Here is a 25,039-nt window from a genome sequence, read left to right as displayed (position 1 = left end):
GCTGCCGTGGCGATCTGCTTGCCGATCATCAGCCAGCGATGCGTCAGCCCGCAATCTGCCTGAGGTAGTAGCGCACGGTCTTCTGGCCGCCATGGATCGCCGCTTCGCCGACTTGCGCAAAGCCAAGCGCGGCATGGAAGGCGTCCGAAGCCGGATTGGGAGGTTCGGCATTCACCTCGCAGGTGACGATGCTGTGGCCCGCGCGGGCGACTTCCCCGAACAGATCCTCGTAGAGCCGGCGGGCATGGCCGCGGCCGCGCGCTTGCGCCGCGACGACGACGCGGTCGACATAGACGAAGCGTGGATAGCGCTCGCGGAACCAGAGGAAATTCGGGCTGTCGTAGCGCGCATCCTGGTCGAAGGTCATGACGAAGGCTTCGAGCGCGCCGATGCGCCTGACGTAAAACGCTTCGCCAAGCAGGAAGGACAGCCGTTCGGGCTCGAGCCATGACAGTTCGGCGGCGTGCTCGTTGTTGAGTGCGAGGATGGCCACTTCGTCCTGAGGCGAGACACGGCTGATCGGCGACGGCCCAGTCACGGCTTCGCTCATCATGCTCTGGCCGCCGCAATCGTCGCGGCAACCAGCGCCCCATCGGTGACTGTGGTGCGATACTCGCGGTCGAGATCGGTGCCGCCCATGCCGACTTGCGGGTTGCGGTAGGCCATAGCGCTCGGTACATCCTTGAGCGCGGCGAAATGCATTTCCGTCAGCCCGGTTGATGCCAGCACCCCGGCGATGTTTTCGGGGTCCAGCGCGCCGCAGCCGAGGATGATGATGCGGCCGTCGGCCTGGCGGACGAGATCCGCCAACAGGCCGGCGCCTTCCACCGCGGTGTCCCTCTGGCCGCTGGTCAGCACGCGGCCGACCTTGCAGCGGATCAGCGCTTCCAGCGCCTCGGCCGGGTCGCGCGTCATGTCGAAGGCGCGGTGGCAGGTGACGGCGAGCGGACCGGCGGCATCGACCAGTGCGCCCATGCGGGTTTCATCGATGGTGCCGTCGGCATTGAGGCAACCGACGACGACACCGGCGACGCCGAGGTCACGAAGCGCTGCGACATCGGCGAGCATCGAGCTGTATTCGGCCTCGCTGTAGAGGAAATCGCCGCCGCGCGGCCGCACGATGACATGGAAGGGAATGGTCGCGCTCTCGAGTGCGGCGCGCACCGTGCCGAGGCTGGGCGTGATGCCGCCTTCGACCAGGCTGGCGCAGAGCTCGACCCGGTCGGCGCCGGCGGCCTGCGCAGCCAGCAGTCCATCGATGCCTTCGACGCAGATTTCGATCAGGGGGCGAGCATTTCCGGCCAAGGGGCGATCCTTCATGATTGCATGACGGCCAGCCCTAGCATCGGCTCGGTTGGTGGGGAAGCCGGAACAGCCAGTCGCTGCTTGGGCCAGCCCGGCAACCCGGCCGATCCGCAATTACTGGCGCAGCACCGTGTTCTTGGCGCCTTGTTCGACCTGGTCGATGACCAGCAGCTTGACCGGGCCGTCGCCGATGTTGGTGGCCTGGTGCCACTGGCCGATCATCTCGATGATGAAATCGCCCGTCTTGTAGGTGTTGCTGTTGCCGGTCTCGACATTCGTCACTTTGAGTGTCCCGGCCTCGACATAGGCGTAGCGGGCAAACGGGTGCTTGTGCACCGGCAGAGTGGCACCGACCGCAATGTCATAGGTTGAAACCAGGACCTGGACATTTTTCTGCGGCAGCACGATCGGCTGGCTGGACGCCGTCTGGCTGCGATCGGCAAGCGGTGTGACGACAACCGGCGGGATGGTACTGTCCAGCGCCCGAGCGGGGTTTGCAGATAGCGCTGCCGCGAACAGCAGCATCGATGCCAGGATCTTTCGCATGGTTCCTCCAGGTTTTACCGCCACCGCGCGGCGCGACGCCAAAGTTCTAACTCTCGTCAGTTACTGGAGACACAACGTCATCCGCCGGTGCCGTCGTCCATCATCGTATTCGTGAGCGCTTCATAGATGTTGCTGCATACCTGAGACCGCGGACAGTGTTTTACGATGAATGCCGGCACGACAGTCAGTGCGGCGGCGATCAGGATTTGCAGGAAGAGAGGAGCAGGCTCGAAGCGTTTGCCAAACAAGGCTCGGCAAGCGAAGTAGAGACTTTGAGCCAGGCACGCCCAGACAAGGACATGCAACAGCGTGCTCGTTGCTCTTGCATAGGGCGTTATGTATCCGTCGGGAAAGCCGACCATGCCAAGGTCGACGAGCCACTGCAGAGCCAGCAGGCAGGACAGGCATGCCCACAGAAAGGGCGCTACGCGGGTAACTAAAATTCTGCTGCGGTCAACGCTCATGTGCAATCGAAGCACAACAGCGCTCGGCCTTCCAGAGCGGCTGCTGCGTGGCTTGGAGTATCGCCTATTTAAGAGTGCGCAGCGTGATGGAGTAGCGGTGACCGGCGACCGGCGGAATGCTGTGCTCCCACTCGTGGCGCGCCGGACCGTCCATGAGATAGAGGGACCTCGGTTCGACCTCGATCGTCTCGCGATCCCATTTGGAGCCGTTTTTGCGGCGCAGCCGAAAGCTGCAGGGCGCCAGCAGCGAGACGCCGGCGACGAGATCGAAATGCGGCTTGTCGCGATGCCAACCTATGCCCGCGCCCGGCGGATACTCGTTGATGAGCACTTGGGCGAATTCCGTGGCCTGCCTGCCGGCAAAATCCGCGACCTTGTCGCGAAGCGGCAGCAGGAATTTCGGGATGGGCGGCGCTTCGACGACCTGGCGCCGGTCGTAGTCGTAGCGCCAGCCGAAGCCGGCGACCTGCCGGTTGGCAAGGTGGCCGTGGAAATCGAACGGCTTGAAGGACAGTTCATTGAGGTGACGGACCAGTTCCGCCTCTTCGTCCGTTGTGATCAGGCTAGGCCGGTAAGAAAATCCTTCCGGCAGCGTGTCGGCCGCGCCGAAGAGATCGCCCTGGCTGGCATACGCTGTTGTACTGGATTTCGTCTGTGCCATCTGACGGAGAGATAGGAAGCCTCGCCACCCGGGCAAGATTCGGCGTTGTGGTGCGCCTCCCTGTCGGAACCTCCGCATCGTTGCGGCATTACGCATGTTCGAAGCAGGATTTGGGGCGAAAGATTTGGGGACGAAGCAGGATTTCGACATGCCGTCCACCGCCATCCGCAACACCCATTACGACCCGTCGACGAAAATCCTCTCGGTCTGGTTCGTCCCGAGCGGAGCCCGCTACGACTATGAAGAGGTCGAGCCCGAGACCTATGCGGCGTTCCGGGCCGCCTTCTCGAAAGGGCAATTTTTCAACGAGTTCGTGCGCGACCGCTACCGGTTTCAATTGGTTGAAGAAGGGCGTCCGCGAGCAACCGGGTTCTGAAGGTGCGGTGATCCGTATAAGGTCGCGAACCCCAATTGCTTTTCGAATTGACTTGTTTCAACCTGCTTTGTGGGGACGGACAATGCCGTGGTCGAGATGGCCATGACATTGGGGGAGGCAGCTTTTGAAATGCATATTGATTATACTCGGCGTGGTAGGTGTCCTGTCTTCCGCTGCGTCTGCAAAAGATAATCGACAACACATCGACCCTGCCTATCAAAAAACATCAACTATCTGGCCGGGCTGTCCGACGCCCAGTTGAAATTGGTCGTAACATGGTCAGCCAACGTCATCGCCGTTACGACGCGATGCCCGGCGCTGCAGCTGACTCCAGACGGAAAATCCAAAATAACGGCGATATACATCTTGTACGATGTGCAAGATAAACACCTGATGCCCAATCCCCCCAAATTCAAGAGAGCCATCAGGTTTTATGAAGGCGCTTTCCGCACGGCGGCGCAACGCACGGACAGCTGTCGGGCGGAGAAAGCCAAGGACCCGGGAAGCTACCGGTAAATAATTGTCGGCATGATCGACTAGAAGTGATTTGGCTCGCCGGAACCCCGGCGAAGCGCTCTCTATAGCCCTTCGCCAAATCGCCGCGAGAACTCACGGCCCGAAAACGCGACCGGACCGCGCGGACGCGCTTCGCCTTGCTGGTGGCCCCCCACCGTCACCTCGCGACCGAGCCCCCGCAAAAATGGACCTGGAGGCTTCTAACGCGGGCATCGAACGTCTGGAAAGGCAACGGCGCTCTGGCTTGGTTGAATTCTCGACCGCCACCGCGGAAATCGTGCGGACGGAATCCAAACGGGCGCCCGTATAGCCGCTCATCAAAGCCCTGTTCAACTCCTCAATTCGTGGTAAGGTGATTATACCAGTTAATAACATGACGATCGGCGCGGCCGTCGTTTAATGCGGGAGTAGGGATAGATGACGACGATTGCGCTGTTCGGTGCCGGCGGCAAAATGGGTTACCGCCTGTCGACCAATTTTCGCGGATCGCCCTACACGGTACGCCATGTCGAGGTCAGCGAGGCCGGCCGCGAGCGGCTGAAGACCGGACTGGGCTTCGACGCGGTCAGTGCCGATGCGGCGCTCGACGGGGCGGATATCGTCATCCTGGCCGTTCCCGACACGCATATCGGCAAGGTGGCGGCTGATATCGAGAGCAAGCTCGCGCCTGGCACGATGGTGATAGTGCTCGACGCGGCCGCACCCTTCGCCGGCCATCTGCCCAACCGGCCGGACCTGACCTATTTCGTCACCCATCCCTGTCATCCGCCGATCTTCAACGACGAGACCGACATGGCGGCCAAGAAGGATTATTTTGGTGGCGTCAAGGCCAAGCAGCATATGGTCAGCGCGCTGATGCAGGGGCCGGAAGCGGACTACGCCAAGGGCGAGGCGGTCGCAAAAATCATCTGGGCGCCGGTCATGCGCTCGCACCGTGTCACCGTCGAACAGATGGCGCTGCTGGAGCCCGGTCTATCGGAGACGGTGTGCGCATCACTGCTTGTCGTCATGAAGGAAGCCGTCGACGAGGTCGTCGCGCGAGGCGTCGACCAACAGGCGGCGCTCGACTTCCTGCTCGGCCACATGAACGTGCTCGGCGCCGTGATTTTCGGCGAGACCAAGGGCGTATTCTCGGATGCCTGCAACAAGGCGATCGAATTCGGCAAGCCGGTGCTGATGCGCGACGACTGGAAGCGGGTGTTCGAGCCCGAAGAGATCGCCGCGAGCATTCGGCGCATTACCTGAGACAGGCCGAGTCGGGCGCTTGCCGGAGCGCCTCGATGGCTCGACACACCCGCCATGCCCAGATGCTTTCGCTCAGTGGGCACATGTCACCTCAATTAGTGATTGACTCATCATACCAGTTGGCTTAGCTGTTGATGGCTTGGGCAAGGATTCGCGAGAGGTACGAAGCCTGGGCGAGTGGAGGGACAGCGGGGGAGCAGCGATCGTTTGGGAAGCCGGCAACGGCATTTCAGCCCGAACCGATCAGCGGCCCGCGCTGCGCGACGAATTCGAATGCAGGGGCCTTGATTGATCAAGGCAATTTTTCAAACGGGAGGACATCATGAAACTCACACGCAGAATGACACTTGCGGCGTTCGCCGGCATGCTGGCGCTTGGCACGGCGGCGCCCGCCTATGCGGCCGACCTCATTGCCATCATCACGCCCTCGCATGACAATCCGTTCTTCAAGGCGGAAGCCGTCGGCGCCGAAGCCAAGGCCAAGGAACTCGGCTACGAAGCGCTTGTGCTCGTCCATGACGACGACGCCAACAAGCAATCCGAATTGATCGATACGGCGATCGGTCGCGGCGCCAAGGCGATCATCCTCGACAATGCCGGCGCCGACGCCACCGTCGCTGCCGTGCAGAAGGCCAAGGACGCAGGCGTGCCGTCGTTCCTGATCGATCGCGAGATCAACGCCACCGGCGTCGCCGTGGCTCAGATCGTCTCCAACAACTACCAGGGCGCCCAGCTCGGCGCGCAGGAGTTCGTCAAGCTGATGGGCGAGAAGGGCAATTTCGTCGAGCTGGTCGGCAAGGAATCCGATACCAATGCCGGCATTCGCTCGAAGGGCTATCATGACGTCATCGACGACTATCCGGACCTGAAGATGGTCGCCCAGCAATCGGCCAACTGGAGCCAGACGGAAGCCTATTCCAAGATGGAATCGATCCTGCAGGCCAACCCGGATATCAAGGGCGTCATCTCCGGCAACGACACGATGGCCATGGGCGCGTATGCGGCGCTGGTTGCGGCGAACCGCAAGGACGTCATCGTCGTCGGTTTCGACGGATCCAACGACGTGCGCGATTCGATCACCGCGGGCGGCATCAAGGCAACCGTGCTGCAGCCGGCCTATGCGCAGGCGCAGATGGCGGTCGAGCAGGCCAACGACTTCATCAAGAACAAGAAGTCGCCCGAGAAGGAAAAGCAGCTGATGGACTGCGTGTTGGTCAATGGCGACAATGCTTCCAAGCTGGAAACTTTTGCGCTTACCAACTGAGCCGGCGTGACATGAATAGCGAGGGGCGATCAAGGTCGTCCCTCGCCGCCATTTTCCGTGGGTGCCAATCACCATGCTCAACAGGCCATCATGCTGAACAACAAGCCGATCTGGCCGATGCTTGTCGTTGCAGTCGGCATCAGCCTGACCGCCTGCAAGATTTTGCCGACTCCCTCGGGGATAGCGGCAGCGCTGCCGCCTTCAATCCGGACAAGATGGTCGAGGAGATCTGGGCCGCGAAGGTCGTGCCTTACCTCCAGCAGAAGGCCGGGCCTTTTGCCGAGGTCCACGCTCTGGCAAAAACTGATCCTGCTTCCGCCGGCACCAAATATGGCAATCCGAACAAGCAGGCGAATTCGCCATGGACCTTCGCGGTTCGGGTCGAGGGCAAGATCATCGCAGCCAACACGCAGTCGCGGGCCGCGACCATGGATATCGATGTCGACGGCGACGGCAAGGCCGATGCGCGGGTGCAAATCGGACCGGCGATGCGTGGAACCGCGCTGCGCGACAGTCTCGATTTCATCCAGTTCAACGATTTTACCAATCAGATCGACTTTGCCCAGTTCGGCAAGGCGTTCAACGCCTATGCCGTCAAGGCCGTGCTTGCCAAACTGCCGCGTGACGCCCTGGAAGGCCGGACCGCCAAGGTTCTCGGTGCCTATACGCTCGAAAGCGGCCAGGACCTGCCGCTGGTGACGCCGGCGGAGGCAGAGATCGGGCCGAAGCCATGAGTGCCGCCGCCGCTCACGATGTCATCCTGAAGCTGGAAGACGTCTCGAAGGTCTATTCCGGCACCGTCGCGGTCAAGCGCGCGAATTTCGAGGTACGCAAGGGGCGGTCAATGTGCTGGTCGGCGAAAACGGCGCCGGCAAATCGACGCTGATGAAGATTATCGCCGGCGTCGAACAGCCGACGCTCGGCCGGATCCTCCTGGAAGGGAGGAGGTCTCCTTCTCGTCCTCGGGCGACGCGGTGAACCGCGGCATCGGCATGGTGTTCCAGGAGCTGAACCTGTTTGGCAATATGACCGTCGCCGAGAACATCTTCGCCACGCGCGAGATCACCAACCGGTTCCGCAAGATCGACCGCAAGGAACAGGAGCGCCGTGCGGCGCAATTTCTCGAACGCCTGCAGGCCGGGATCCGACCGGACATGCTGGTCGAGGATCTGCGCATCGGCCAGCAGCAGCTGGTCGAGATCGCCAAGGCGGTTTCGCTCGATGCACGCATCCTGATCATGGACGAGCCGACCTCGGCGCTGAGTGCGGCGGAAGTCGAGATCCTGTTCAAGGTGATCGCCGACCTCAAGGCGCGCGGCGTGGCGATCGTCTACATCTCGCACCGGCTGGAAGAGCTGATCCGCATCGGCGACTACATCACGGTGCTGCGCGATGGACACATCACCGGCCAGGAAGAGATGAAAAACGTCGACACGCGGTGGATCGTGCGGCAGATGATCGGCTCCGACGCCAAGGATTTTGCCAAAGCCGACGGCCATGTTCCCGGCGAAGAGATATTCCGCGCCGAGGACATCTGCCTGCCGCGGGCTACCGGCGGGCTGGCGGTCGATCACGTCTCGCTGTCGCTGCGCGCCGGCGAGATACTCGGCATATACGGCCTGATGGGCGCCGGGCGAAGCGAGCTGTTCGACTGCATCATGGGCCGCCATGGCCAGGCGACCGGCGCGATCTTCATCGCCGGCAAAAAGGTCAAGGAGCGCGACACGACGCGGCGTATCCGGCGCGGGCTGGCGCTGATCCCCGAAGACCGCCAACGCGAAGGGCTAGTCTCGATCCTGTCCGTCGCGAGCAATCTGACACTGGCCAGCCTGTCGCGTTTTGTCCGCCTGTTTCACATTCGCGGCGGCCACGAGAAGCAGGCGGTGACGCAGATGGTGCGGGAACTGGCGATCAAGGTCGCCGACCCGGCGCAGGAGGTCTCATCGCTGTCGGGCGGCAACCAGCAAAAGGTGGTGATCGGCAAGGCGCTGCTCACCGGGCCGAAGGTGCTGCTGATGGATGAGCCCAGCCGTGGCATCGATGTCGGCGCCAAGGCCGACGTCTTCCGCACCATGCGCAAACTATCGCGCGATGGGCTCGGTATTCTGTTCGCCACCTCGGATCTCGATGAGGTGATGGCGCTGTCCGATCGCATCGCGGTGATGAGCAATGGAAAACTGACGGGCATGTTCGATCGCTCCGAGGCGACGGAGGCAGCCCTTGTCGCCGCCTCGGCACTTGGCCACGGACCGACCCCGCACACGGAGAAAAGCGCCCATGACTGACATCCCGGCCAAGGCGGCTGTCTCCTCCGTCTCGAGCGGCTCGCTGCTGCTGACGCTGATGAAGGCGAGGACGTTCATCGCGCTGATCGCCGTCTTGATCTTCTTTTCGATCGCGGCGCCGAATTTCCTGTCGACCGCCAACCTGATCCTGATGTCGAAACATGTGGCGCTGAACGCCTTCCTCGCCATGGGCATGACCTTCGTCATCATCACCGGCGGCATCGACCTGTCGGTCGGCTCGATCGTCGGTCTGTGCGGCATGGTCGCCGGCTACCTCGTGCTGAACGGCATCGACCTGCAATTCGGCTACACCATCTATTTCAACGTCGTCGAGATCGCGCTGATCACGCTGGCGGTCGGCATATTGATCGGCGCTGTCAACGGACTGCTGATCACCAGGCTGAACGTCGCGCCGTTCATCGCCACGCTCGGCGTGCTCTATGTCGCGCGCGGCCTGGCGTTGCTGTCGTCGGACGGCCGCACCTTCCCCAACCTCGTCGGCAAGCCGGAGCTCGGCACCACCGGGTTTGGTTTCCTCGGCGCCGGGCGGCTGCTTGGCCTGCCTGTGGCGATCTGGATCCTGATCGTCGTCGCGCTGGCTGCGGCCTATCTCGCCAAATACACGCCGCTCGGCCGCCACATCTTCGCCGTCGGCGGCAATGAGCGGGCGTCGCGAATTTCGGGCGTTCGTGTCAACATGGTGAAAATGTTCGTCTACATGTTCTCCGGCTTCTGCGCGGCGATCGTCGGCCTGATCATCTCGTCGGAACTGATGGCCTCGCACCCGGCAACGGGCGAAAGTTTCGAGCTCAACGCCATCGCGGCGGCAGTGCTCGGCGGCACCTCGATGTCGGGTGGGCGCGGCACGATCGGCGGCACCATTGTCGGCGCCTTCGTCATCGGCATTCTTTCGGACGGGTTGGTGATGATGGGCGTGAGTTCCTTCTGGCAGATGGTGATCAAGGGCCTTGTCATCATCGTCGCCGTCGTCGTCGACCAAGCGCAGCGCCGGCTGCAGAGCCGGGTGACGCTGATGCAGATGGCAAAGGCAGGCTGAGCATGGCGGAGTTGCGGGGAGGGCTCATCGGCTGCGGCTTCTTTGCCATCAACCAGATGCATGCCTGGCGCGACATTGAAGGCGCCGCGATGGTCGCCATTTGCGACCGCGACCCGGAGCGGCTGCGCATCATCGGCGACCAGTTCGGCATTGCGAAGCGCTACACCGACGCGGCAGAGATGTTTGCAAGCGAAAGCCTCGACTTCGTCGATATCGCCACCACCGTTCCCAGCCATCGTCCGCTGGTCGAGATGGCGGCGCTGCACCGTGTGCCGGTGATTTGCCAAAAGCCGTTCGCGCCGACGCTTGCCGACGCCAAGGCGATGGTGAGGGCCTGCGTGGAAGCCGGCGTACCGCTGATGGTGCATGAGAATTTTCGCTGGCAGTCGGCGATCCAGGCGGTGCGTGCCGTGCTGGACAGCGGCGAGATCGGCACGCCGTTCTTCGGGCGCATCTCCTTCCGCTCCGCCTATGACGTGTTTTCCGGCCAGCCCTATCTCGCCAAGGGAAAGCGCTTCATCATCGAAGACCTCGGTATCCACATCCTCGACATCGCCCGTTTTCTACTCGGCGACGTATCGACGATCACGACGCGAACGGCGCGCATCAACCCCGATATCGCCGGCGAGGACGTCGTAACGATGCTGATGGATCACAAGAGCGGCGCCACCTCAGTCGTCGACTGCAGCTACGCGACGAAGCTTGCCGTGGAGCCGTTTCCCGAAACGCTTATCGAGATCGACGGCAGCGACGGCACAATCCGCCTGGCGCAGGGATATCGGCTCACCGTGACCGGCAGGAGCGGCACGAAGATCACCGACGTTTCGCCGCCCGTACTCGCCTGGGCATCGCGCCCATGGCACAACATCCAGGAGAGTGTCGTCGCCATCCAGCAGCACTGGGTCGACTGCCTGGCAAAGGGAACCGAGCCGGCGACCTCGGGCGCCGACAATCTCAAGACATTCGCGCTGGTCGAGGCGGCCTATCTGGGCGCCGCGAGCCACGAACCTGTCCACCTGGATGGCTTGCTGACATGACAGCCGACGCCTTCCTCCTATACGGCACACGCGTGGTCGAGGCCGAGCCGGTCAGGCTGAGTGCGGGCCTGCTCAGCGCCGACTTCGTCAACGGCAATCTGCGCACCATCCGTTACGGCGGCATCGAAGTGCTGCGCGCCATCGCCTACATCGTGCGCGACCGCGACTGGGGCACTTACGAGCCTGAACTGACCGACCTTGCCGTCGATCAGGACGCCGACAGCTTCTCCGTCAGCTACTCCGCAAGTTGCTTAGCGCCGGGCGGAAGCCGGCTCGACCTTCGCGCTACGATCAAGGGCTCCGCCAACGGTCACCTGGTCTTCGACGTCAGCGCGGTCCCTGAAAGCGATTTCGAGACCAATCGCTGCGGCTTCTGCATCCTGCATCCGATCGCCGGCCTCTCCGGAAGCCCGGTGACGGTCGAGCATACGGACGGCAGCTTGGTGGCGGCGAAGCTGCCGCTGTTGATCGATCCCTGGCAGCCTTTCAAGGATTTGCGCGCGATCACCCATGAAGTCCGGCCGGGCATCACTGCCGAATGCCGGATGGAAGGCGACACTTTCGAGATGGAGGACCAGCGCAACTGGTCGGACGCGTCATACAAGACCTATGTGCGGCCGCTGGCGCTGCCATGGCCCTATGTGCTGCCGGCCGGCCAAACTGTAAGCCAGACGGTCAGCCTTCGCATCACCGGCGAGGGGGAATGCCGGCCGCAGCATCTGCCGCCGAACCGGTCAGCGTCGAACTCGGCGAGACCGGGCAGAGGCTGCCGGATCTCGGCGTGATCATCTACCCGGATGAGGTCGAAGCAGCGCTCGCAAATCTTTCGACATTGACCAAGCTCGGCCCGCAGCAACTTGTCTTCCACTACGATCCGACGCGCGGCCACGGTCTCGAAGCATTGCAGTCTTATGCAAGGCTCACCGCCGCCTATCCGGTGCAGACGACGCTGGAATGCGTCGTTGCCTGCGCGGGCGATCTCGACGCTGAACTTTCAGCCGTCGCGAACCTGGGGCGGCAGGCCGGACTAAAACTCTCGGCCATTGCCGTCTCGCCTTCGGTCGACCGGCAGTCGACGCCGCCGGGCAGCGCGTGGCCGGACTGTCCGCCGCTGGAAGACGTCTATGCCGCTGCCCGTCGCGCCTTTCCGGGTATCAAGCTTGGCGGCGGCATGTTCAGCTATTTCACCGAGCTCAACCGCAAGCGCGTGCCGGCGGGCCTGCTCGATTTCATCACTCACTGCACGTGCCCGATCGTGCACGCCGCCGACGATCTCAGCGTCATGCAGTCGCTGGAGGCGCTGCCCTTCATCACCGCGTCGGCGCGGGCAATCTTCGGGGCAAAGCCTTACCGCATCGGTCCGTCGACGATCGCCATGCGCCAGAACCCCTACGGGGGCGCGACCAAACCCAATCCCGAGGGACAGCGCATCGCCATGGCCGATCGCGACCCTCGCCATGCCGGCCTCTTCGCAGCCGCATGGGCGATCGGCTATGCCGCGCGTGTCGCGTCGGCCGGGCTGGAACTGCTCACGCTCTCCGGCTTCGCCGGACCGTTCGGCGTGCTCGCAGCGTCCGGCGAACCCGTCGCCGAAGGCGCACCCCGGCCGATCTTCGATGCCATCAAGGGTCTTTGCGAAATGGCCGGCCTTGCGTATGTGGCGGCAAGGACGAGCGATCAGACGAAGGTGCTGGCGCTGGCCGGCCGCTCCGCTTCGGGCAAGACCGTGGCGTGGCTGGCGAACCTGACGGCGGACGACGTGACGGTCGACATCTCAGCGTTTGGCCGAGGCCAACTGGTGATGACCCCTTACGCGATCACGCGGATCGGCTGAAATCAGTTGCCGGAGTTCATCACATAAAGCGCGCGCGAGCGCTCGAGGTGCTTGATCATCGCCTTCTCGGCGCCGTCGGCATCCTTCTTCTCAATGCGGCCGATGATCTCTTCATGCTCGGTCAGCGTGAACTGTTCCTTGCCGGTCCAGATCAGCATTTCGGTGTGATATTCCTTCAGCCAACCGAGCATCGCCTCGCTGACGGCGATATAGATCGGGTTGCCTGAAATGGCCGCGATCTGGGTGTGAAACTTCATGTCGGCTGAAATGAAAGCCTCGGAATCGCCACGAAAGCCACGCTGTTCGGCAATTGTGGCCCGCAGCTGCTCAACGTCCTCGGCAGTGGCGTTTTCGGCGGCTTCCCTGACCATACCGCGCTCGAAGAAGATGCGCGCCGTTTTCAGGTGTTCCAACGTGTCCTTCGACGACGACAGGATGATCTTGGCTGCGCCATCGACCTGCTTGATGATCGACTTGGCGGTCAGCTGGAGCACCTTGGCGCGTTCCCCATGCGAGATCGCGACGAGGCCCATATTGCTCAGCGCCTGCATCGCCTCGCGGATCGCGGGACGGCCGACCTCGAAGCGCTCCATCAACTCGCGCTCCGACGGCATGTCGTCGCCCGGCGTCAATTCTCCGCTGGTGATCAGGCGCTTCAGCCGCAAAAACACTTCGTCGGAAAGTTTGCGCCGGACGATCGGCTCCGAACGGTTCATCGTCGCGAATCACTCCCTTGACCTGTCTCTATCTAGCATTGCCACAGCCATTCCCGGAATGGCCGTCGCCCCCATCGGCCATAGCCGCAAGACAGGATATTGCTTGCAAAGCTTATGTACTCATTATACCAGATTTCGACGATCAAGGAACTCTTTTCGAACCTTCCGCCCTCAGACAACGAACCATGATCACGCTCACCTACCGCATCGAAACATCAGGCAGCATCGAGGCGCTGGCAGCCAAGATCGCGAGCGACCAGTCGACCGGAACCTTCGTCGCGCTGCCCGGCGAAACCGAGGAACTGAAGGCCCGGGTGGCCGCGCGCGTTCTGGCCATTCGGCACCTGCCGGACGCACTTCGCCCCTCCATTCCCGAGGCCGGTAACGGGCCGTTCAAGCGCGCGGATGTCGACATCGCCTTTCCATTCGATGCCATCGGCCACGACCTGTCGGCTCTGATGACCATTGCCATCGGCGGCGCCTATTCGATCAAGGGCCTAACCGGCATTCGCGTTGTCGACATGAAGCTGCCGGAGCAATTCCGCGGCGCGCATCCAGGTCCGCAATTCGGCGTCGCCGGCAGCCGCAGGCTGACAGGTGTCACGGATCGGCCGATCATCGGCACCATCGTCAAGCCGGCGCTGGGGCTGCGGCCCCCCGAGACCGCCGCGATGGTGGGCGAGCTGATTGCCGCCGGTGTCGATTTCATCAAGGACGATGAGAAGCTGATGAGCCCGGCCTATTCGCCGCTGGCGGAGCGGGTAAAGGCAATCATGCCGCTGATCCTCGGCCACGAGCAGAGGACCGGTAAGAAGGTGATGTATGCCTTCGGCATCTCGCATGCCGACCCGGACGAGATGATGCGCAATCACGATCTGGTGGCCAAGGCCGGCGGCAATTGCGCGGTGGTCAACATCAACTCGATAGGCTTCGGTGGCATGGCGTTTCTTAGAAGACGCTCCACCCTGGTGCTGCATGCCCATCGCAACGGCTGGGACATTCTTACTCGCCATCCCGGCCTCGGCATGGATTTCAAGGTCTGGCAGCAATTCTGGCGGCTGCTCGGCGTCGACCAGTTCCAGATCAACGGCATCCAATCGAAATACTGGGAGCCGGACGCGTCTTTCGTCGAGTCCTTCAAGGCGGTGACGACGCCGATTTTTGCGCCTGAGGATTGCGCCTTGCCTGTGGCGGGCTCCGGCCAATGGGGCGGGCAAGCGCCCGAGACCTATGAACGGACCGGCCGGACGGTCGATCTGCTCTATCTGTGCGGCGGCGGCATCGTCAGCCATCCGGATGGACCGGGCGCCGGGGTGCGTGCCGTGCAGCAAGCCTGGCAGGCGGCGGTCGACGGCATTCCGCTGGCGGATTTCGCCTTGAGCCATCCGGAGCTGGCGCGGTCGATCGAAAAATTCGGCGACGGCAAAGCGGCCTGAAGCGATGCAAGACCTGCTGCTCAGCTATTATGGCGACGACCTCACCGGTTCGACCGACGTCATGGAAGCGCTTGAACTCGGCGGCGTCCCGACCGTGCTGTTCATGCGCCAGCCGGACGCCGCCATGGTTGAGCAGTTCAGCCATTGCCGCGCCATTGGCCTGGCCGGCACCAGCCGCAGCGAGACGCCGCAATGGATGAACACGCATCTGAGCGATGCCTTCGCTTGGCTGAAGACGCTGAATGCCGCGATCTATCACTACAAGGTCTGCTCCACCTTCGATTCCAGCCCGGCGATCGGCAGCATCGGCCGGGCGATCGAGATCGGCCGCTCGGTCTTCGCGCAGGACAGCGTGCCGCTGCTGGTCGGGGCGCCGCAACTCAAGCGTTACACTGCCTTCGGTCATCTATTCGCGGCCTATCGTGAAAAGTATTTCCGCATCGACCGCCATCCGGTGATGAGCCGCCACCCGACGACGCCGATGGATGAATCCGACCTGCTGATCCATCTGTCGCGGCAGACGGAGCTCACGTCGGGGCTGGTCGATCTCGCGACGTTGCAGTCGGCGTCGCGCTCGGAAGCCTTCGACCGCTTGCTAGCAAAGGGCACCGACATCGTACTTGTCGATGTCGACAGCCTCGAGACGCAGGCGCTTGCCGGCAAGGAGATATGGCGCGCCCGCAAGCCGGGCGGTTCGTTCGTCGTCGGCTCGTCGGGGATCGAATATGCGCTGCTGGCCGAATGGGTGTCGAACGGGACAGTCAGAGCTGAACCAGAATTTTCGCCGCCGGGTGCCGCCGACCGGATCGCGGTCGTCTCGGGCAGTTGTTCGCCGACGACCGAACGACAGATCCGGCACGCTTTGACCGACGGCTTCGATGGCATCGAGGTCGATCCCGTCGAACTGATCTCCGAAGCTTCCGGAGATGCGATCGCACGCGCGACGGCAGCCGGTCGCGCCAGCCTGGAAGGCGGACGCAGCGTCGTTCTCTACACGGCCCTTGGACCCGCGGCCGACAGGGGGGGCGAAATCGACCGCCAGGAAGGCGCCCGCCACAAGCTCGGCGGGGCCTCGGCGAACTGCTTCGCGCGCTGACGATCGAGCAGAAGTTGCAGCGCGTGGTCATAGCCGGAGGCGACACGTCGAGCCACGCTCTCGGCCAGATGGGCGTCGGTGCGCTGACGGTGCGGATGCCGCTGCCGGCGTCGCCGGGCTCGCCGCTTTGCGTCGCTCACTCGCGTATTGAGGCGATCGATGGGCTGGAGGTGGCGCTCAAGGGCGGGCAGGTCGGAACCGACCGCTATTTCAGCGCCATGCGCGACGGCCTTAGCAGCTGACAACGCGTCGCTCCGGCAACCGCGAGATCCATCCGTGGCCGTGGCGCCGAAGCCTTTTTGTCCCGTATGTTGACGTTAAATTCACATGAAGATATGAGTTCTTTGTTGCGGCGAGGTGCTTTTGCCGTTTGTCCCCCTTGCTCAATCGGGGTTGTCGCCATGTGTTTCGCCCTTGCATCAGACTGCAGGATCGCCCTGTAGCAATCGCCAGTTGCTGAAAGAGGCGGTGATCATGCCCAGCCTGCTCGGAATCGATAACGGCCTCACGGTCACCAAGGCGGTCATCTTCGATCCCGACGGCACGCAATTGTCCGTGGCGCGTCGCCGGGTGCCGCAATCGATGCCCCACGCGCGCTGGGTGGAGCGCGACATGTCAGGCCTGTGGCAAGCAACAGCCGACGCCATCAAGGAGGCGATCGCGCTCTCCGGCAGGCCGGCGGAAGACATCAAGGCGGTGGCGGCGACCGCGCATGGCGATGGTCTCTATCTGCTCGATCATGATCGTCAGCCTTTGGGACCAGGCATCCTGTCGCTCGACAGCCGCGCCGGCGACATTGTCGAAAGGTGGTCCGCCGGTACCGTTTTCACCGATGCGCTGGCGACGACAGGCCAGACGCCGCATGTTTCGGCGCCGTCGGCGCTGCTGGCGTGGCTTAAGCAGAACGATCCTGATCGCTATGGCCGCATCGGCCATGTGCTGGCCTGCAAGGACTGGCTGCGCTTTTGCCTGACCGGCACGATCGGGACCGACCGCACGGAGGCCAGCACTTCATTCACGGATTTTCGCACGCAAGCCTATGCGCCTGAAGCGCTGCGCATCTTCGGGTTGGAGGATCTGTTCAACGCGCTGCCGCCGGTGGCGCATTCCGCTGACATCGCCGGTCAAGTCACAGCCGATGCCGCCGAAAGGACCGGCCTTCGCAAGGGAACACCGGTCGCCTGCGGCCTGCACGACGTGGCCGCCTCGGCGCTTGGCATGGGCGGCCATGAAGACGGCGTGCTCGCCATCGTCGCCGGCACCTATTCCATCAATGAAGTCGTCTCTTCGCAACCGCGCGTCGACCGGCGTTGGTTCTGCCGCAACGCCATCGACGCGGGCCGTTGGAACAACATGTCGATCTCGCCGGCCTCGACCGCGAACTACGACTGGTTTCTCGACACGTTTTGCCGCGCGGAGCAGGACAGGACGGATGGCGGCTCCCTCCACGAATTGCTGGCGGGAGAGATCGACGCGGCGTTGAAGAAGCCTTCGACCATCCTGTTTCATCCCTATCTGTTCGGCTCTCCCTATGGCGATTTGGCCAGCGGCAGCTTTGTCGGCCTGCATGGCTGGCACAATCGCGGCGACATGCTGAAGGCGGTTCTGGAAGGCATCGCCTTCAATCACCGCACCCATGTCGAGGCCTTGCGCGACGGCTTTGCCGTCAGCGAGATCCGCCTGACCGGGGGCGGCTCGCGTAATCCTGCTTTCGTCCAGATGTTTGCCGACGTGCTGAACGCCCCGGTCACTGTCACCTCGACGGATGAGACCGCGGCCCTCGGTGCCGCGCTTTGCGCAGGTGCCGCGGTCGGCTTGTTCAAGACGCCGCAAGAGGGCGCCAGGCAGGTCGGCATGACGGAGCGGACGTACCAAACCGTGCCCGCCTCCAGTGCTGTGTTCAATGAGCGGTTTTCGCTCTACTGCCGCATAGCCGAGCAGCTGAAGTGGCATTGGCCTGATATCGAAAGGCTGGCGCGGCCGGGGGTAAACGCATGATCAAGGCCGACGAACGACGCGAAGAGATCGCCGATTATGTGATCAAGCTCGGCCAGGTGCGCATCGATGATCTGGTCGAGCATTTCGGCGTGTCGCGCATGACCATCCACCGGCATATCGACCGGCTGGCGCAGCAGGGCGTGCTGCGCAAGCTGCACGGTGCGGTGACGGTCCAGCCTTCCGGCCTCTACGAGAGCGCTTTCCGCTACCGGGTGACCGTCAATCGAGCCGAGAAGGATGCACTGGCGCGAGCGGCACTGGATTATATCGAGGCCGGCCAGGTGGTGATGCTGGACGATTCATCGACGGCAAACGCGGTCGCGACGCTGCTGCTCGACGTCAAGCCGCTGACCGTCATTTCCAACAGCGTCTCGACGGCGGGCCAATTGATCAATGTGGACGATATGGATTTCATCTGCCTCGGCGGCCAGTATCATCCCACTTACAATGCCTATATCGGCATTGTCTGCGAGAACGCCGTGGCGCAGTTGCGCGCCAATGTGCTGATCTGTTCGGCTTCGGCCGTCACCGGAACCACTGCTTTCATCCAGGATCCGAATGTCGTGCGGGTCAAGCAGGCGATGATGACCGCCTCCGTGAAGCGCATCCTTTTGGTCGACCACGCAAAATTCGACCGGATCGCGCTGCATGTCTTCGACGATCTGACCAGTTTCGACGCCGTGCTGGTGACCGAGGGCCTGGGCGATGCGCAGGCGCAGAGCCTCGAACGGGCGGGGGTGAAGTTGCGCATCGTCAAGACGAAGGCGCCATGAACCCAGCAGATGGAGCCGGGGCGGACAATCCCGCAGGGCGTCTCGCCGCGATGGCCGGGACCGGCGAAGTCGACGTCGTCATTCTTGGCGCCGGCATCAACGGGGCTGGGCTGTTTCGCGATCTGTGCGCGCAAGGTGTCAGCTGCCTGATCGTCGAAAAGGCGGATTTCGGCTCGGGCACCAGTGCCGCGCCGTCGAGGCTCATCCACGGCGGCTTGAAATATCTCGAGACCGGCGAGTTCGGGCTGGTGGCGCAGTCGACGCTCGAACGCAATCTGCTTCTTCAAAACGCGCCGCACTATGTCAGCCCGCTGCCGACCGTCATCCCGATCTTCTCGTGGAGCAAGGGCATGCTCGCGGCGTTGCGAACGCTGTTCGGCTCGACCAGCGCGCCGCGCAGCCGCGGCGCCATACTGATCAAGATCGGCTTGATGATCTACGATTTCTACGGTTCACGAAACCAGGTCATGCCGCGCCACCGCATGGTCGGGCGGCGGCAGGCGCTTGTTGAGATGCCGGCGCTCAATCCGGCGATCGTCGCCACCGGCACCTACTACGACGCCAAGATAAGTCACCCGGAAAGGCTGGTGCTGGAACTGATCCTCGACGGCTTGCAGGCTCACGCGGCGTCTGCCGGTGCCAACTACACGACACTGGCGGCTTCAGCCAATGGCGTGCTCACCTTCCAGCCGGAAAACGGCGCGGCCTTTTCGGTGCGGCCGAAGCTGGTGGTGAACGCCGCCGGTCCGTGGATCGACGACGTCAACGCGCTGCTTGGTGCTCCATCGAAGATGATCGGCGGCACCAAGGGCTCGCATATCCTGTTAAGGCATGACGAACTGGTCAAAAGCCTCGCCGGGCGCATGCTCTATTTCGAGGCCGATGACGGCCGCATCTGCCTGGTCTACGACTATCTCGGCCTGGCGCTGGTCGGCTCGACCGACATCAAGGCCGACAATCCGGACGCGGTCCGCTGCGAACCCGAAGAAGTCGACTATCTGCTCGACAGCGTGCGAACGCTGCTGCCGGGCATGGCGTTCGAGCGCGACCAGATCGTCTACGCCTATAGCGGCATCCGGCCGCTGCCGACGTCTGAAGCAGCGACGCCCGGACTGATCAGCCGCGATCATTCGGCGCCCGTTGCCGAGCCGGACGGCAACAAGCCCTTTGCAGTCATTTCGCTGGTCGGCGGCAAATGGACGACGTTCCGCGGCTTTGCCGAGGAAGTCACTGATACCGTACTCAAGCGCTTGCAGCGCAGCCGCAAGATGTCGACTCAGTCGATGCCGATCGGCGGTGGGCGGGATTTTCCGGCCAATGCCGCCGCGCGCGCGGACTGGCTGGCTGAGGCACAGCAGGCAACGGGCGCCGGGGAAGGGCGCCTTGATCAATTGCTGTCGCGCTACGGGACCAGAGCCGTTGAGATCGCCAGGCACGGGTCGGATGATGAGGGTTGCCTGCCGGACTCCGGCGGCTACGGCAAGGCGGAAATCGACTACATCGCGCGCAACGAGTTCGTCGAACATCTGGCCGATGTCGTTATGCGCCGCAGCACGTTGGCGATAGGCGGCTCGCTGACGAGCCGCGACCTGCAGGAGATTGCCGCGATCGCGGGGCGGGCGTTGGGGTGGAGCACCGAGCGCCTCACGCGGGAGGTCGAAGCCGCTGTTGTCGAGCTCGAAGGCAGGAACCTGATGCGGCTGGACTGATCGCTTGATCGCCGACGCCTAGCTTTTCCTGAGGCAATCCGATCGATTTGCCCTTGTTGCGCCCTGTGCATCAACCTTCCCATTTTGCACCCGGATTGGGATTTGCCGGCGCCTACGGGCTCATGCCGTCACTGGATACGGTAACACAAATTGACGTTAAATTAACACTACCGTATGGTCATATTGTATGCTTACCTTCTAATAGGCTCGCGTTGGCTGCCGAACGTCGGCTGAGGCAACCATCTGCGGAGGGATTGACAGCGGTGCAAAGGTATGAAAATTTTTGCACACAAAGATAATATTATCACCCTGGGGAGGGGATGGCTTGAATTCCGGCGGAAGCGCAAACCGCGACCATGAATCCAGCCTCGCCACGCGCGCGGCCTGGCTGCACTATGCCGGTGGTCTGACCCAGGCCCAGGTGGCCAAGCGGCTTGGCCTGACCAGCCTCAAGGCGCATAGGCTGATCACCAAGGCCAACCAGGAAGGTCTGGTCAGGGTCTTCATCGACGGCGACGTCGCCGAATGCGTCGACCTGGAACAGCGCCTGATCGCCGCCTATGGGCTCCACTATTGCGAGGTGGTTCCCGATCTCGATCAGGACGAACTGCCGCTCAAGGGGCTGGGCATTGCCGGCGCCCAGTTCCTGAAGCGCGAAATCGATCGCGGCGAAGACATGCTGATCGGCGTCGGCCATGGCCGCACGCTTGCCGCCAGCGTCGAATATCTGACGCGCGCAACTGCTGCTCACATCCGTTTCGTCTCGCTGCTTGGCGGCGTGACGCGCAAATTCGCCGCCAACCCGCACGACGTCATGCATCGCCTGGCAGAGCGGACCGGCGCGCAGGCTTTCGTCATGCCGGTGCCTTTTGTCGCCAATACCGCCGAGGACCGCGAAGTGCTGCTTGGCCAGCGCGGCATCAGCGATGTGTTCGCTCTCGCCAGCCGGTCCGACCTGATGTTCGTCGGAATAGGCACGGCCGAGCGGGAGGCGTCGCTGGTCGCCACCGGCATGATCGAGCCTTCCGAAATCGACGAGGTCAAGCGTGACGGCGGCGTTGGTGAATTGCTGGCGCATTTCTTCGACGACAAGGGGCGTCCGGTCGAAACGGCGCTGTCGGAAAGAATACTGGCGCTTCCGCGCGATCAGTTGAAGGGCCGCAGGATCGTTGCCGTCGCCGGCGGCAAGGTGAAGGTGCGCGCCATCAAGGCAGTACTCGAAAGCCGTTATCTCAGCGGCCTGATCACCGACGAATGCACGGCCCGCGCGCTGGTCGAGCTCGACGATGCAGCCGGGACCGCGAAGCGCTGCGTGAACGGAGGAACTTCGAATGCGTGACAACGGACAATCCGCACCGCTGGTGGTTGCATCATGAGCGCGAAGGCCACCGCCCGGCAAGCTTCGCCCGGCCTGCGCCGGGTGCTTGCCGGCGCTGCGGTTGTGGTTCTGCTCGGCGCCATGGCGCTCGATACCAAGGTGATCAAGATCGGCTCTGCCGGCGATGTTCGCAACGCGGTGTTTTCGGCCGCCGACTACGGCAAGTCTGAATTTCCCAAGGTGCAGGCCGATGTCGAAGCGCGTGCCGCCGACGCCGCGACGGTGGCGGCGGCGATCGCCAAGGACAGGGCGACGGCCGAAAAGGAATATGGCGTGCCGGCGGGAGTCGGACCGGTCATCTCGGTCAAGTTCACCGGCGTCGTCGGCGAGGGAAAATCGGGCATCTACAAGGTCGCCGTCGACGGTTTGCCGGACACGTTGACCGTCCGCGTACAGACTGGGCCGGCGATCAACGGAACCGAGCTTCGCGACGCCACCGGCAAGATCACCTTTGGTCAGTTCACCAACCAGATCGAGTATCAGGACGCCGGCTCGGCGCTGAACAACGAGATGAAGAAGGAGGTGCTGGCGAAAGTCGATACCAGTGCCTTGACCGGCAAGACAATAGCGGTGGTCGGCGTCTTCAAGCTGGTCAATCCGAAGAGCTGGCTGGTCACACCGGTGAGGCTGGACGTCAAATGACAATGACTGCCGGCACAGAACCCGCGACTGGCGATGCCGTGCTTTCGGCGCGCAATGTCGTCATGTCGTATGGCGGCGTCCACGCGCTCAAGGGCGTCAACTTCGACATCCATCGCGGCAAGGTCACCACCCTGTTCGGAGAGAATGGCGCCGGCAAATCGACGCTGATGAAGATCCTGTCCGGCGTGGTGACGCCGACATCCGGCGACATCGTGCTCGACGGCAATCTCGTCAGCTTTGCCTCGTCTTCGGACGCGCGCGATCGCGGCATTTCGATCATCCACCAGGAGCTCAGCCTGGCGCCGAATCTGAGCGTTCGCGACAACATCTTCATGGGCCGCGAACTGCGCACCAGAACCGGCCTCGACTTCGCCGAGGAGGCGCGCCAGGCGCGGGCGCTGATAGCCGACCTCGAAGAAGACATCGATCCGATGACCCTGGTCGAGGACCTGCGCCTGGGGCAGCAACAGATCGTCGAGATCGCACGCGCGCTGTCGGTCGATTCCCGCATCCTGATCATGGACGAGCCGACCTCCGCACTCAGTGCGACCGAGGTGGAGGTGCTGTTCAAGGTGATCCGCGACCTGACCAGCCGCGGTGTCTCCATCGTCTACATCTCGCATCACCTCGAAGAGGCGCTGCAGATCACCGACTACGCCGTCGTGCTGCGTGACGGGGCGATCACGGCAACGGCCGAGGCCAAGGACATCGACCTCGAATGGATCGTCCGCAACATGGTGGGCGAGAATTTCGATCTCGGCTCGCCGCCGACCGGCCACGAGTTCGGCGCGGTGGCGCTGTCGATGGAGGATGTCAGCGTCACTGACGCTTCGGGTTCAGGCTACGTCGTCGATCATCTGTCGCTGGATGTCAAAGCGGGCGAGATCGTCTGCATCTATGGGCTGATGGGCGCGGGCCGCACGGAATTGCTGGAGGCCGTCGCCGGCCGTGTGCCCATGGCGGGCGGGCGGGCGCTGCTGGAGGGTGAGGACGTTTCGGGACTGACCATTGCCCAGCGCATCGCCCGAGGTCTGGTTCTGGTCCCCGAGGATCGCCAGCGCGATGGCCTGGTTCAGACCATGACCGTCGGCCGCAACCTGTCGCTTGCCAGCATCGAGGCATTCGCCAAGGGGCTCTTCCTCTCCCGGCAGAGGGAGCGCGCACTGATCGACGATTCGATCCGCAAGGTGACCATCAAGACCGCGGGCGGCAACGCCATGATCGGATCGCTGTCGGGCGGCAACCAGCAGAAGGTCGTCATAGGCAAGATGCTGACGACGAATCCCAAGGTCATCCTTCTCGACGAGCCGAGCCGCGGCATCGACGTCGGCGCGAAGGCCGAAGTCTTTCGCTTGCTCAGCGAGCGTGCCGCGCAAGGCCTGGCGGTCGTCTTCTCGACCTCGGAGGTCAATGAGTGCCTCAGCATCGCCCACCGCATCGTCGTCATGCGGCGCGGCAAGATTTCAGCCGAATTCGGCGCCAACGCCACCAAAGAGCAGATCATGGCCGCCTCCGGCGAAGCCGTGGTCGCCTGACCACAGAATTTCCGGAGCCCCGACCCATGAGCGATGTCAGCCAGGCCAGCAAACAGTCCAGCCCCAATGCGGGCGGAGAGGGCTTCGACGTGGCCAAGCTGCTGCTCGAAGGCCGGGCCTTCTTTGCCCTGATCGTCATCATTGTCGTCTTCTCGATCCTGTCGCCCTACTACCTCTCGGTGGCGAATTTCCTGACCATGGCTTCGCATGTCGCCATCTTCGGGATTCTCGCCATCGGCATGCTGCTCGTCATCCTCAATGGCGGCATCGACCTGTCGGTGGGGTCGACGCTCGGGCTTGCCGGCGTCGTCGCCGGTTTTCTGATGCAAGGCGTGACGCTGACCTGGCTCGGCGTCGTTCTCTATCCGCCGGTCTGGGTGGTCGCGGTGCTGGCCTGCATGCTGGGCGCCGCTGTCGGGCTGATCAACGGCGTGCTGATCGCGCGGTTCAAGGTTCCGGCCTTTGTCGCCACGCTCGGCGTCATGTACATGGCGCGCGGCCTGGCACTGCTGATGACCAGCGGCCTGACCTACAACAATCTCGGCGGCAAGCCGGAGTTGGGCAACACCGGTTTCGACGCGCTTGGCTTCAACCGTCTGTTCGGCGTGCCGACCGGCGTGGTGGTGCTGGCGGTCATCGCGCTGATCGGCAGCATCGTGTTGAACCGCACCGCGTTCGGGCGCTGGCTCTACGCCTCGGGCGGCAATGAGCGCGCCGCCGAACTGTCCGGCGTTCCGGTCAAGACTGTGCAGATTTCGGTCTATGTGCTTTCAGGCATCTGTGCCGCCATTGCCGGCCTGATCCTGTCCTCGCAGTTGACCTCGGCCGGACCGACCGCTGGCACCACTTACGAACTGACGGCCATCGCCGCCGTCGTCATCGGCGGCGCCGCACTCACCGGCGGGCGCGGCAACATTCGCGGCACCCTGCTCGGAGCCTTCGTCATCGGCTTCCTGTCCGACGGTCTGGTGATCATCGGCATCTCATCCTACTGGCAGACAGTGTTCACCGGCGCCGTCATCGTGCTCGCCGTGCTCCTCAATGCCGTTCAGTATCGCCGCCGTAGCAAGCTTCCAGCTTCGACGGGCGGCCAACCGACTTCTCAGAAACGGGGGAAGGCCGAACCGGCCAATCCTGCCCAAGGGAAGACTGCCAGCTGACTGGCA

General features: G+C 63.1%; 19 protein-coding genes and 4 pseudogenes. 17 read left to right on the top strand and 6 right to left on the bottom strand.

The window, feature by feature from the left end; translation table 11 throughout:
- Positions 1-43: 43 nt before the first annotated feature.
- The 5 genes from NLY44_RS10555 to NLY44_RS10535 all read right to left on the bottom strand — a co-directional run bounded on the left by NLY44_RS10555 (position 44) and on the right by NLY44_RS10535 (position 2,976).
- Positions 44-550: a GNAT family N-acetyltransferase gene (locus tag NLY44_RS10555; RefSeq protein WP_023688180.1), complete on the bottom strand. Its 507-nt coding sequence runs from the start codon at positions 548-550 to the stop codon at positions 44-46.
- Positions 550-1,320: a copper homeostasis protein CutC gene (locus tag NLY44_RS10550; protein ID WP_031201829.1), complete on the bottom strand. Its 771-nt coding sequence runs from the start codon at positions 1,318-1,320 to the stop codon at positions 550-552. Before NLY44_RS10550 ends, NLY44_RS10555 begins: the two co-directional genes overlap by 1 nt.
- Positions 1,321-1,419: 99 nt before the next feature.
- Positions 1,420-1,851 carry a cupin domain-containing protein gene (locus NLY44_RS10545; RefSeq protein ID WP_023805422.1) on the bottom strand — a complete coding sequence of 144 codons (432 nt, stop codon included), beginning with the start codon at positions 1,849-1,851 and terminating at the stop codon, positions 1,420-1,422.
- 77 nt (positions 1,852-1,928) lie between these two features.
- A complete protein-coding gene (locus NLY44_RS10540; RefSeq protein ID WP_023697647.1) occupies positions 1,929-2,315 on the bottom strand; it encodes a hypothetical protein in 387 nt (128 codons plus the stop codon).
- Between the two features lie 64 nt (positions 2,316-2,379).
- The gene (locus NLY44_RS10535) at positions 2,380-2,976 is read right to left on the bottom strand and encodes an alpha-ketoglutarate-dependent dioxygenase AlkB (protein WP_023805421.1); all 597 of its coding nucleotides are present in this window, start codon (positions 2,974-2,976) and stop codon (positions 2,380-2,382) included.
- A gap of 148 nt (positions 2,977-3,124) precedes the next feature.
- On the opposite strand from NLY44_RS10535, the gene NLY44_RS10530 reads away from it, so the two are divergent.
- The 8 genes and pseudogenes from NLY44_RS10530 to apnL all read left to right on the top strand — a co-directional run bounded on the left by NLY44_RS10530 (position 3,125) and on the right by apnL (position 12,590).
- Positions 3,125-3,352 (top strand): KTSC domain-containing protein, encoded by a 228-nt coding sequence (locus NLY44_RS10530; protein ID WP_023805420.1) that lies wholly within the window; start codon positions 3,125-3,127, stop codon positions 3,350-3,352.
- A 933-nt stretch (positions 3,353-4,285) separates the two neighbouring features.
- Positions 4,286-5,113 (top strand): phosphogluconate dehydrogenase C-terminal domain-containing protein, encoded by an 828-nt coding sequence (locus NLY44_RS10525; protein ID WP_023688186.1) that lies wholly within the window; start codon positions 4,286-4,288, stop codon positions 5,111-5,113.
- A gap of 322 nt (positions 5,114-5,435) precedes the next feature.
- Positions 5,436-6,377, top strand: a complete 942-nt coding sequence (locus NLY44_RS10520) for a D-ribose ABC transporter substrate-binding protein (protein ID WP_023730740.1) — start codon at positions 5,436-5,438, stop codon at positions 6,375-6,377.
- 90 nt (positions 6,378-6,467) lie between these two features.
- Positions 6,468-7,111 (top strand): annotated as a pseudogene (locus tag NLY44_RS10515) (DUF2291 family protein).
- Positions 7,108-8,662, top strand: a pseudogene (locus tag NLY44_RS10510) (sugar ABC transporter ATP-binding protein). The pseudogenes NLY44_RS10515 and NLY44_RS10510 overlap by 4 nt, the downstream one beginning before the upstream one ends.
- Positions 8,655-9,719 (top strand): ABC transporter permease, encoded by a 1,065-nt coding sequence (locus tag NLY44_RS10505; protein WP_023681701.1) that lies wholly within the window; start codon positions 8,655-8,657, stop codon positions 9,717-9,719. The pseudogene NLY44_RS10510 and the gene NLY44_RS10505 overlap by 8 nt, the downstream one beginning before the upstream one ends.
- Positions 9,720-9,721: 2 nt before the next feature.
- On the top strand, positions 9,722-10,756 hold the full coding sequence (locus tag NLY44_RS10500) for a Gfo/Idh/MocA family protein (RefSeq protein WP_023697641.1): 1,035 nt from the start codon (positions 9,722-9,724) through the stop codon (positions 10,754-10,756).
- A pseudogene (gene apnL, locus NLY44_RS10495) lies at positions 10,753-12,590 on the top strand (D-apionate lactonase). The gene NLY44_RS10500 and the pseudogene apnL overlap by 4 nt, the downstream one beginning before the upstream one ends.
- Before the next feature lie 2 nt (positions 12,591-12,592).
- Here apnL and NLY44_RS10490 read toward each other — a convergent pair.
- Positions 12,593-13,306: a transcriptional regulator NanR gene (locus tag NLY44_RS10490; protein ID WP_023672607.1), complete on the bottom strand. Its 714-nt coding sequence runs from the start codon at positions 13,304-13,306 to the stop codon at positions 12,593-12,595.
- A gap of 185 nt (positions 13,307-13,491) precedes the next feature.
- Here NLY44_RS10490 and oiaX point away from each other — a divergent pair, with 185 nt between their 5' ends.
- From oiaX to NLY44_RS10445, 9 genes and pseudogenes are all read left to right on the top strand, one after another.
- Positions 13,492-14,742 (top strand): 3-oxo-isoapionate-4-phosphate decarboxylase OiaX, encoded by a 1,251-nt coding sequence (gene oiaX, locus NLY44_RS10485; protein WP_023805416.1) that lies wholly within the window; start codon positions 13,492-13,494, stop codon positions 14,740-14,742.
- Positions 14,743-14,746: 4 nt separating this feature from the next.
- Positions 14,747-16,080 (top strand): annotated as a pseudogene (locus NLY44_RS10480) (four-carbon acid sugar kinase family protein).
- 232 nt (positions 16,081-16,312) lie between these two features.
- On the top strand, positions 16,313-17,836 hold the full coding sequence (locus NLY44_RS10475) for an FGGY-family carbohydrate kinase (protein WP_023805414.1): 1,524 nt from the start codon (positions 16,313-16,315) through the stop codon (positions 17,834-17,836).
- Positions 17,833-18,609 (top strand): DeoR/GlpR family DNA-binding transcription regulator, encoded by a 777-nt coding sequence (locus tag NLY44_RS10470; protein ID WP_031201827.1) that lies wholly within the window; start codon positions 17,833-17,835, stop codon positions 18,607-18,609. The genes NLY44_RS10475 and NLY44_RS10470 overlap by 4 nt, the downstream gene beginning before the upstream one ends.
- On the top strand, positions 18,606-20,318 hold the full coding sequence (locus tag NLY44_RS10465; protein ID WP_460221745.1) for a glycerol-3-phosphate dehydrogenase/oxidase: 1,713 nt from the start codon (positions 18,606-18,608) through the stop codon (positions 20,316-20,318). Before NLY44_RS10470 ends, NLY44_RS10465 begins: the two co-directional genes overlap by 4 nt.
- A 325-nt stretch (positions 20,319-20,643) precedes the next feature.
- Positions 20,644-21,657, top strand: a complete 1,014-nt coding sequence (locus tag NLY44_RS10460; protein WP_023672601.1) for a sugar-binding transcriptional regulator — start codon at positions 20,644-20,646, stop codon at positions 21,655-21,657.
- A 33-nt stretch (positions 21,658-21,690) separates the two neighbouring features.
- On the top strand, positions 21,691-22,338 hold the full coding sequence (locus NLY44_RS10455; protein WP_023681693.1) for a DUF2291 family protein: 648 nt from the start codon (positions 21,691-21,693) through the stop codon (positions 22,336-22,338).
- A complete protein-coding gene (locus NLY44_RS10450) occupies positions 22,335-23,873 on the top strand; it encodes a sugar ABC transporter ATP-binding protein (protein WP_023805413.1) in 1,539 nt (512 codons plus the stop codon). The genes NLY44_RS10455 and NLY44_RS10450 overlap by 4 nt, the downstream gene beginning before the upstream one ends.
- A gap of 26 nt (positions 23,874-23,899) precedes the next feature.
- Positions 23,900-25,033: an ABC transporter permease gene (locus NLY44_RS10445; RefSeq protein ID WP_023681691.1), complete on the top strand. Its 1,134-nt coding sequence runs from the start codon at positions 23,900-23,902 to the stop codon at positions 25,031-25,033.
- The last annotated feature ends 6 nt before the right edge of the window (positions 25,034-25,039 follow it).

The organism is Mesorhizobium sp. C089B (assembly GCF_030323125.1).
In the GTDB taxonomy this organism is placed as follows: Bacteria; Pseudomonadota; Alphaproteobacteria; order Rhizobiales; family Rhizobiaceae; genus Mesorhizobium.
The sequence above is the reverse complement of the archived record's forward strand: the minus strand, read 5'-3'. Positions and strand labels throughout refer to the sequence as shown.

Bases quoted from the DNA above. Each gene is read 5' to 3' on its own strand.
- NLY44_RS10555 (WP_023688180.1), bottom strand. From the start codon at position 550: ATGAGCGAAGCCGTGACTGGGCCGTCGCCGATCAGCCGTGTCTCGCCT.
- NLY44_RS10550 (WP_031201829.1), bottom strand. From the start codon at position 1,320: ATGAAGGATCGCCCCTTGGCCGGAAATGCTCGCCCCCTGATCGAAATC.
- NLY44_RS10545 (WP_023805422.1), bottom strand. From the start codon at position 1,851: ATGCGAAAGATCCTGGCATCGATGCTGCTGTTCGCGGCAGCGCTATCT.
- NLY44_RS10540 (WP_023697647.1), bottom strand. From the start codon at position 2,315: ATGAGCGTTGACCGCAGCAGAATTTTAGTTACCCGCGTAGCGCCCTTT.
- NLY44_RS10535 (WP_023805421.1), bottom strand. From the start codon at position 2,976: ATGGCACAGACGAAATCCAGTACAACAGCGTATGCCAGCCAGGGCGAT.
- NLY44_RS10530 (WP_023805420.1), top strand. From the start codon at position 3,125: ATGCCGTCCACCGCCATCCGCAACACCCATTACGACCCGTCGACGAAA.
- NLY44_RS10525 (WP_023688186.1), top strand. From the start codon at position 4,286: ATGACGACGATTGCGCTGTTCGGTGCCGGCGGCAAAATGGGTTACCGC.
- NLY44_RS10520 (WP_023730740.1), top strand. From the start codon at position 5,436: ATGAAACTCACACGCAGAATGACACTTGCGGCGTTCGCCGGCATGCTG.
- NLY44_RS10505 (WP_023681701.1), top strand. From the start codon at position 8,655: ATGACTGACATCCCGGCCAAGGCGGCTGTCTCCTCCGTCTCGAGCGGC.
- NLY44_RS10500 (WP_023697641.1), top strand. From the start codon at position 9,722: ATGGCGGAGTTGCGGGGAGGGCTCATCGGCTGCGGCTTCTTTGCCATC.
- NLY44_RS10490 (WP_023672607.1), bottom strand. From the start codon at position 13,306: ATGAACCGTTCGGAGCCGATCGTCCGGCGCAAACTTTCCGACGAAGTG.
- oiaX (WP_023805416.1), top strand. From the start codon at position 13,492: ATGATCACGCTCACCTACCGCATCGAAACATCAGGCAGCATCGAGGCG.
- NLY44_RS10475 (WP_023805414.1), top strand. From the start codon at position 16,313: ATGCCCAGCCTGCTCGGAATCGATAACGGCCTCACGGTCACCAAGGCG.
- NLY44_RS10470 (WP_031201827.1), top strand. From the start codon at position 17,833: ATGATCAAGGCCGACGAACGACGCGAAGAGATCGCCGATTATGTGATC.
- NLY44_RS10465 (WP_460221745.1), top strand. From the start codon at position 18,606: ATGAACCCAGCAGATGGAGCCGGGGCGGACAATCCCGCAGGGCGTCTC.
- NLY44_RS10455 (WP_023681693.1), top strand. From the start codon at position 21,691: ATGAGCGCGAAGGCCACCGCCCGGCAAGCTTCGCCCGGCCTGCGCCGG.
- NLY44_RS10450 (WP_023805413.1), top strand. From the start codon at position 22,335: ATGACAATGACTGCCGGCACAGAACCCGCGACTGGCGATGCCGTGCTT.
- NLY44_RS10445 (WP_023681691.1), top strand. From the start codon at position 23,900: ATGAGCGATGTCAGCCAGGCCAGCAAACAGTCCAGCCCCAATGCGGGC.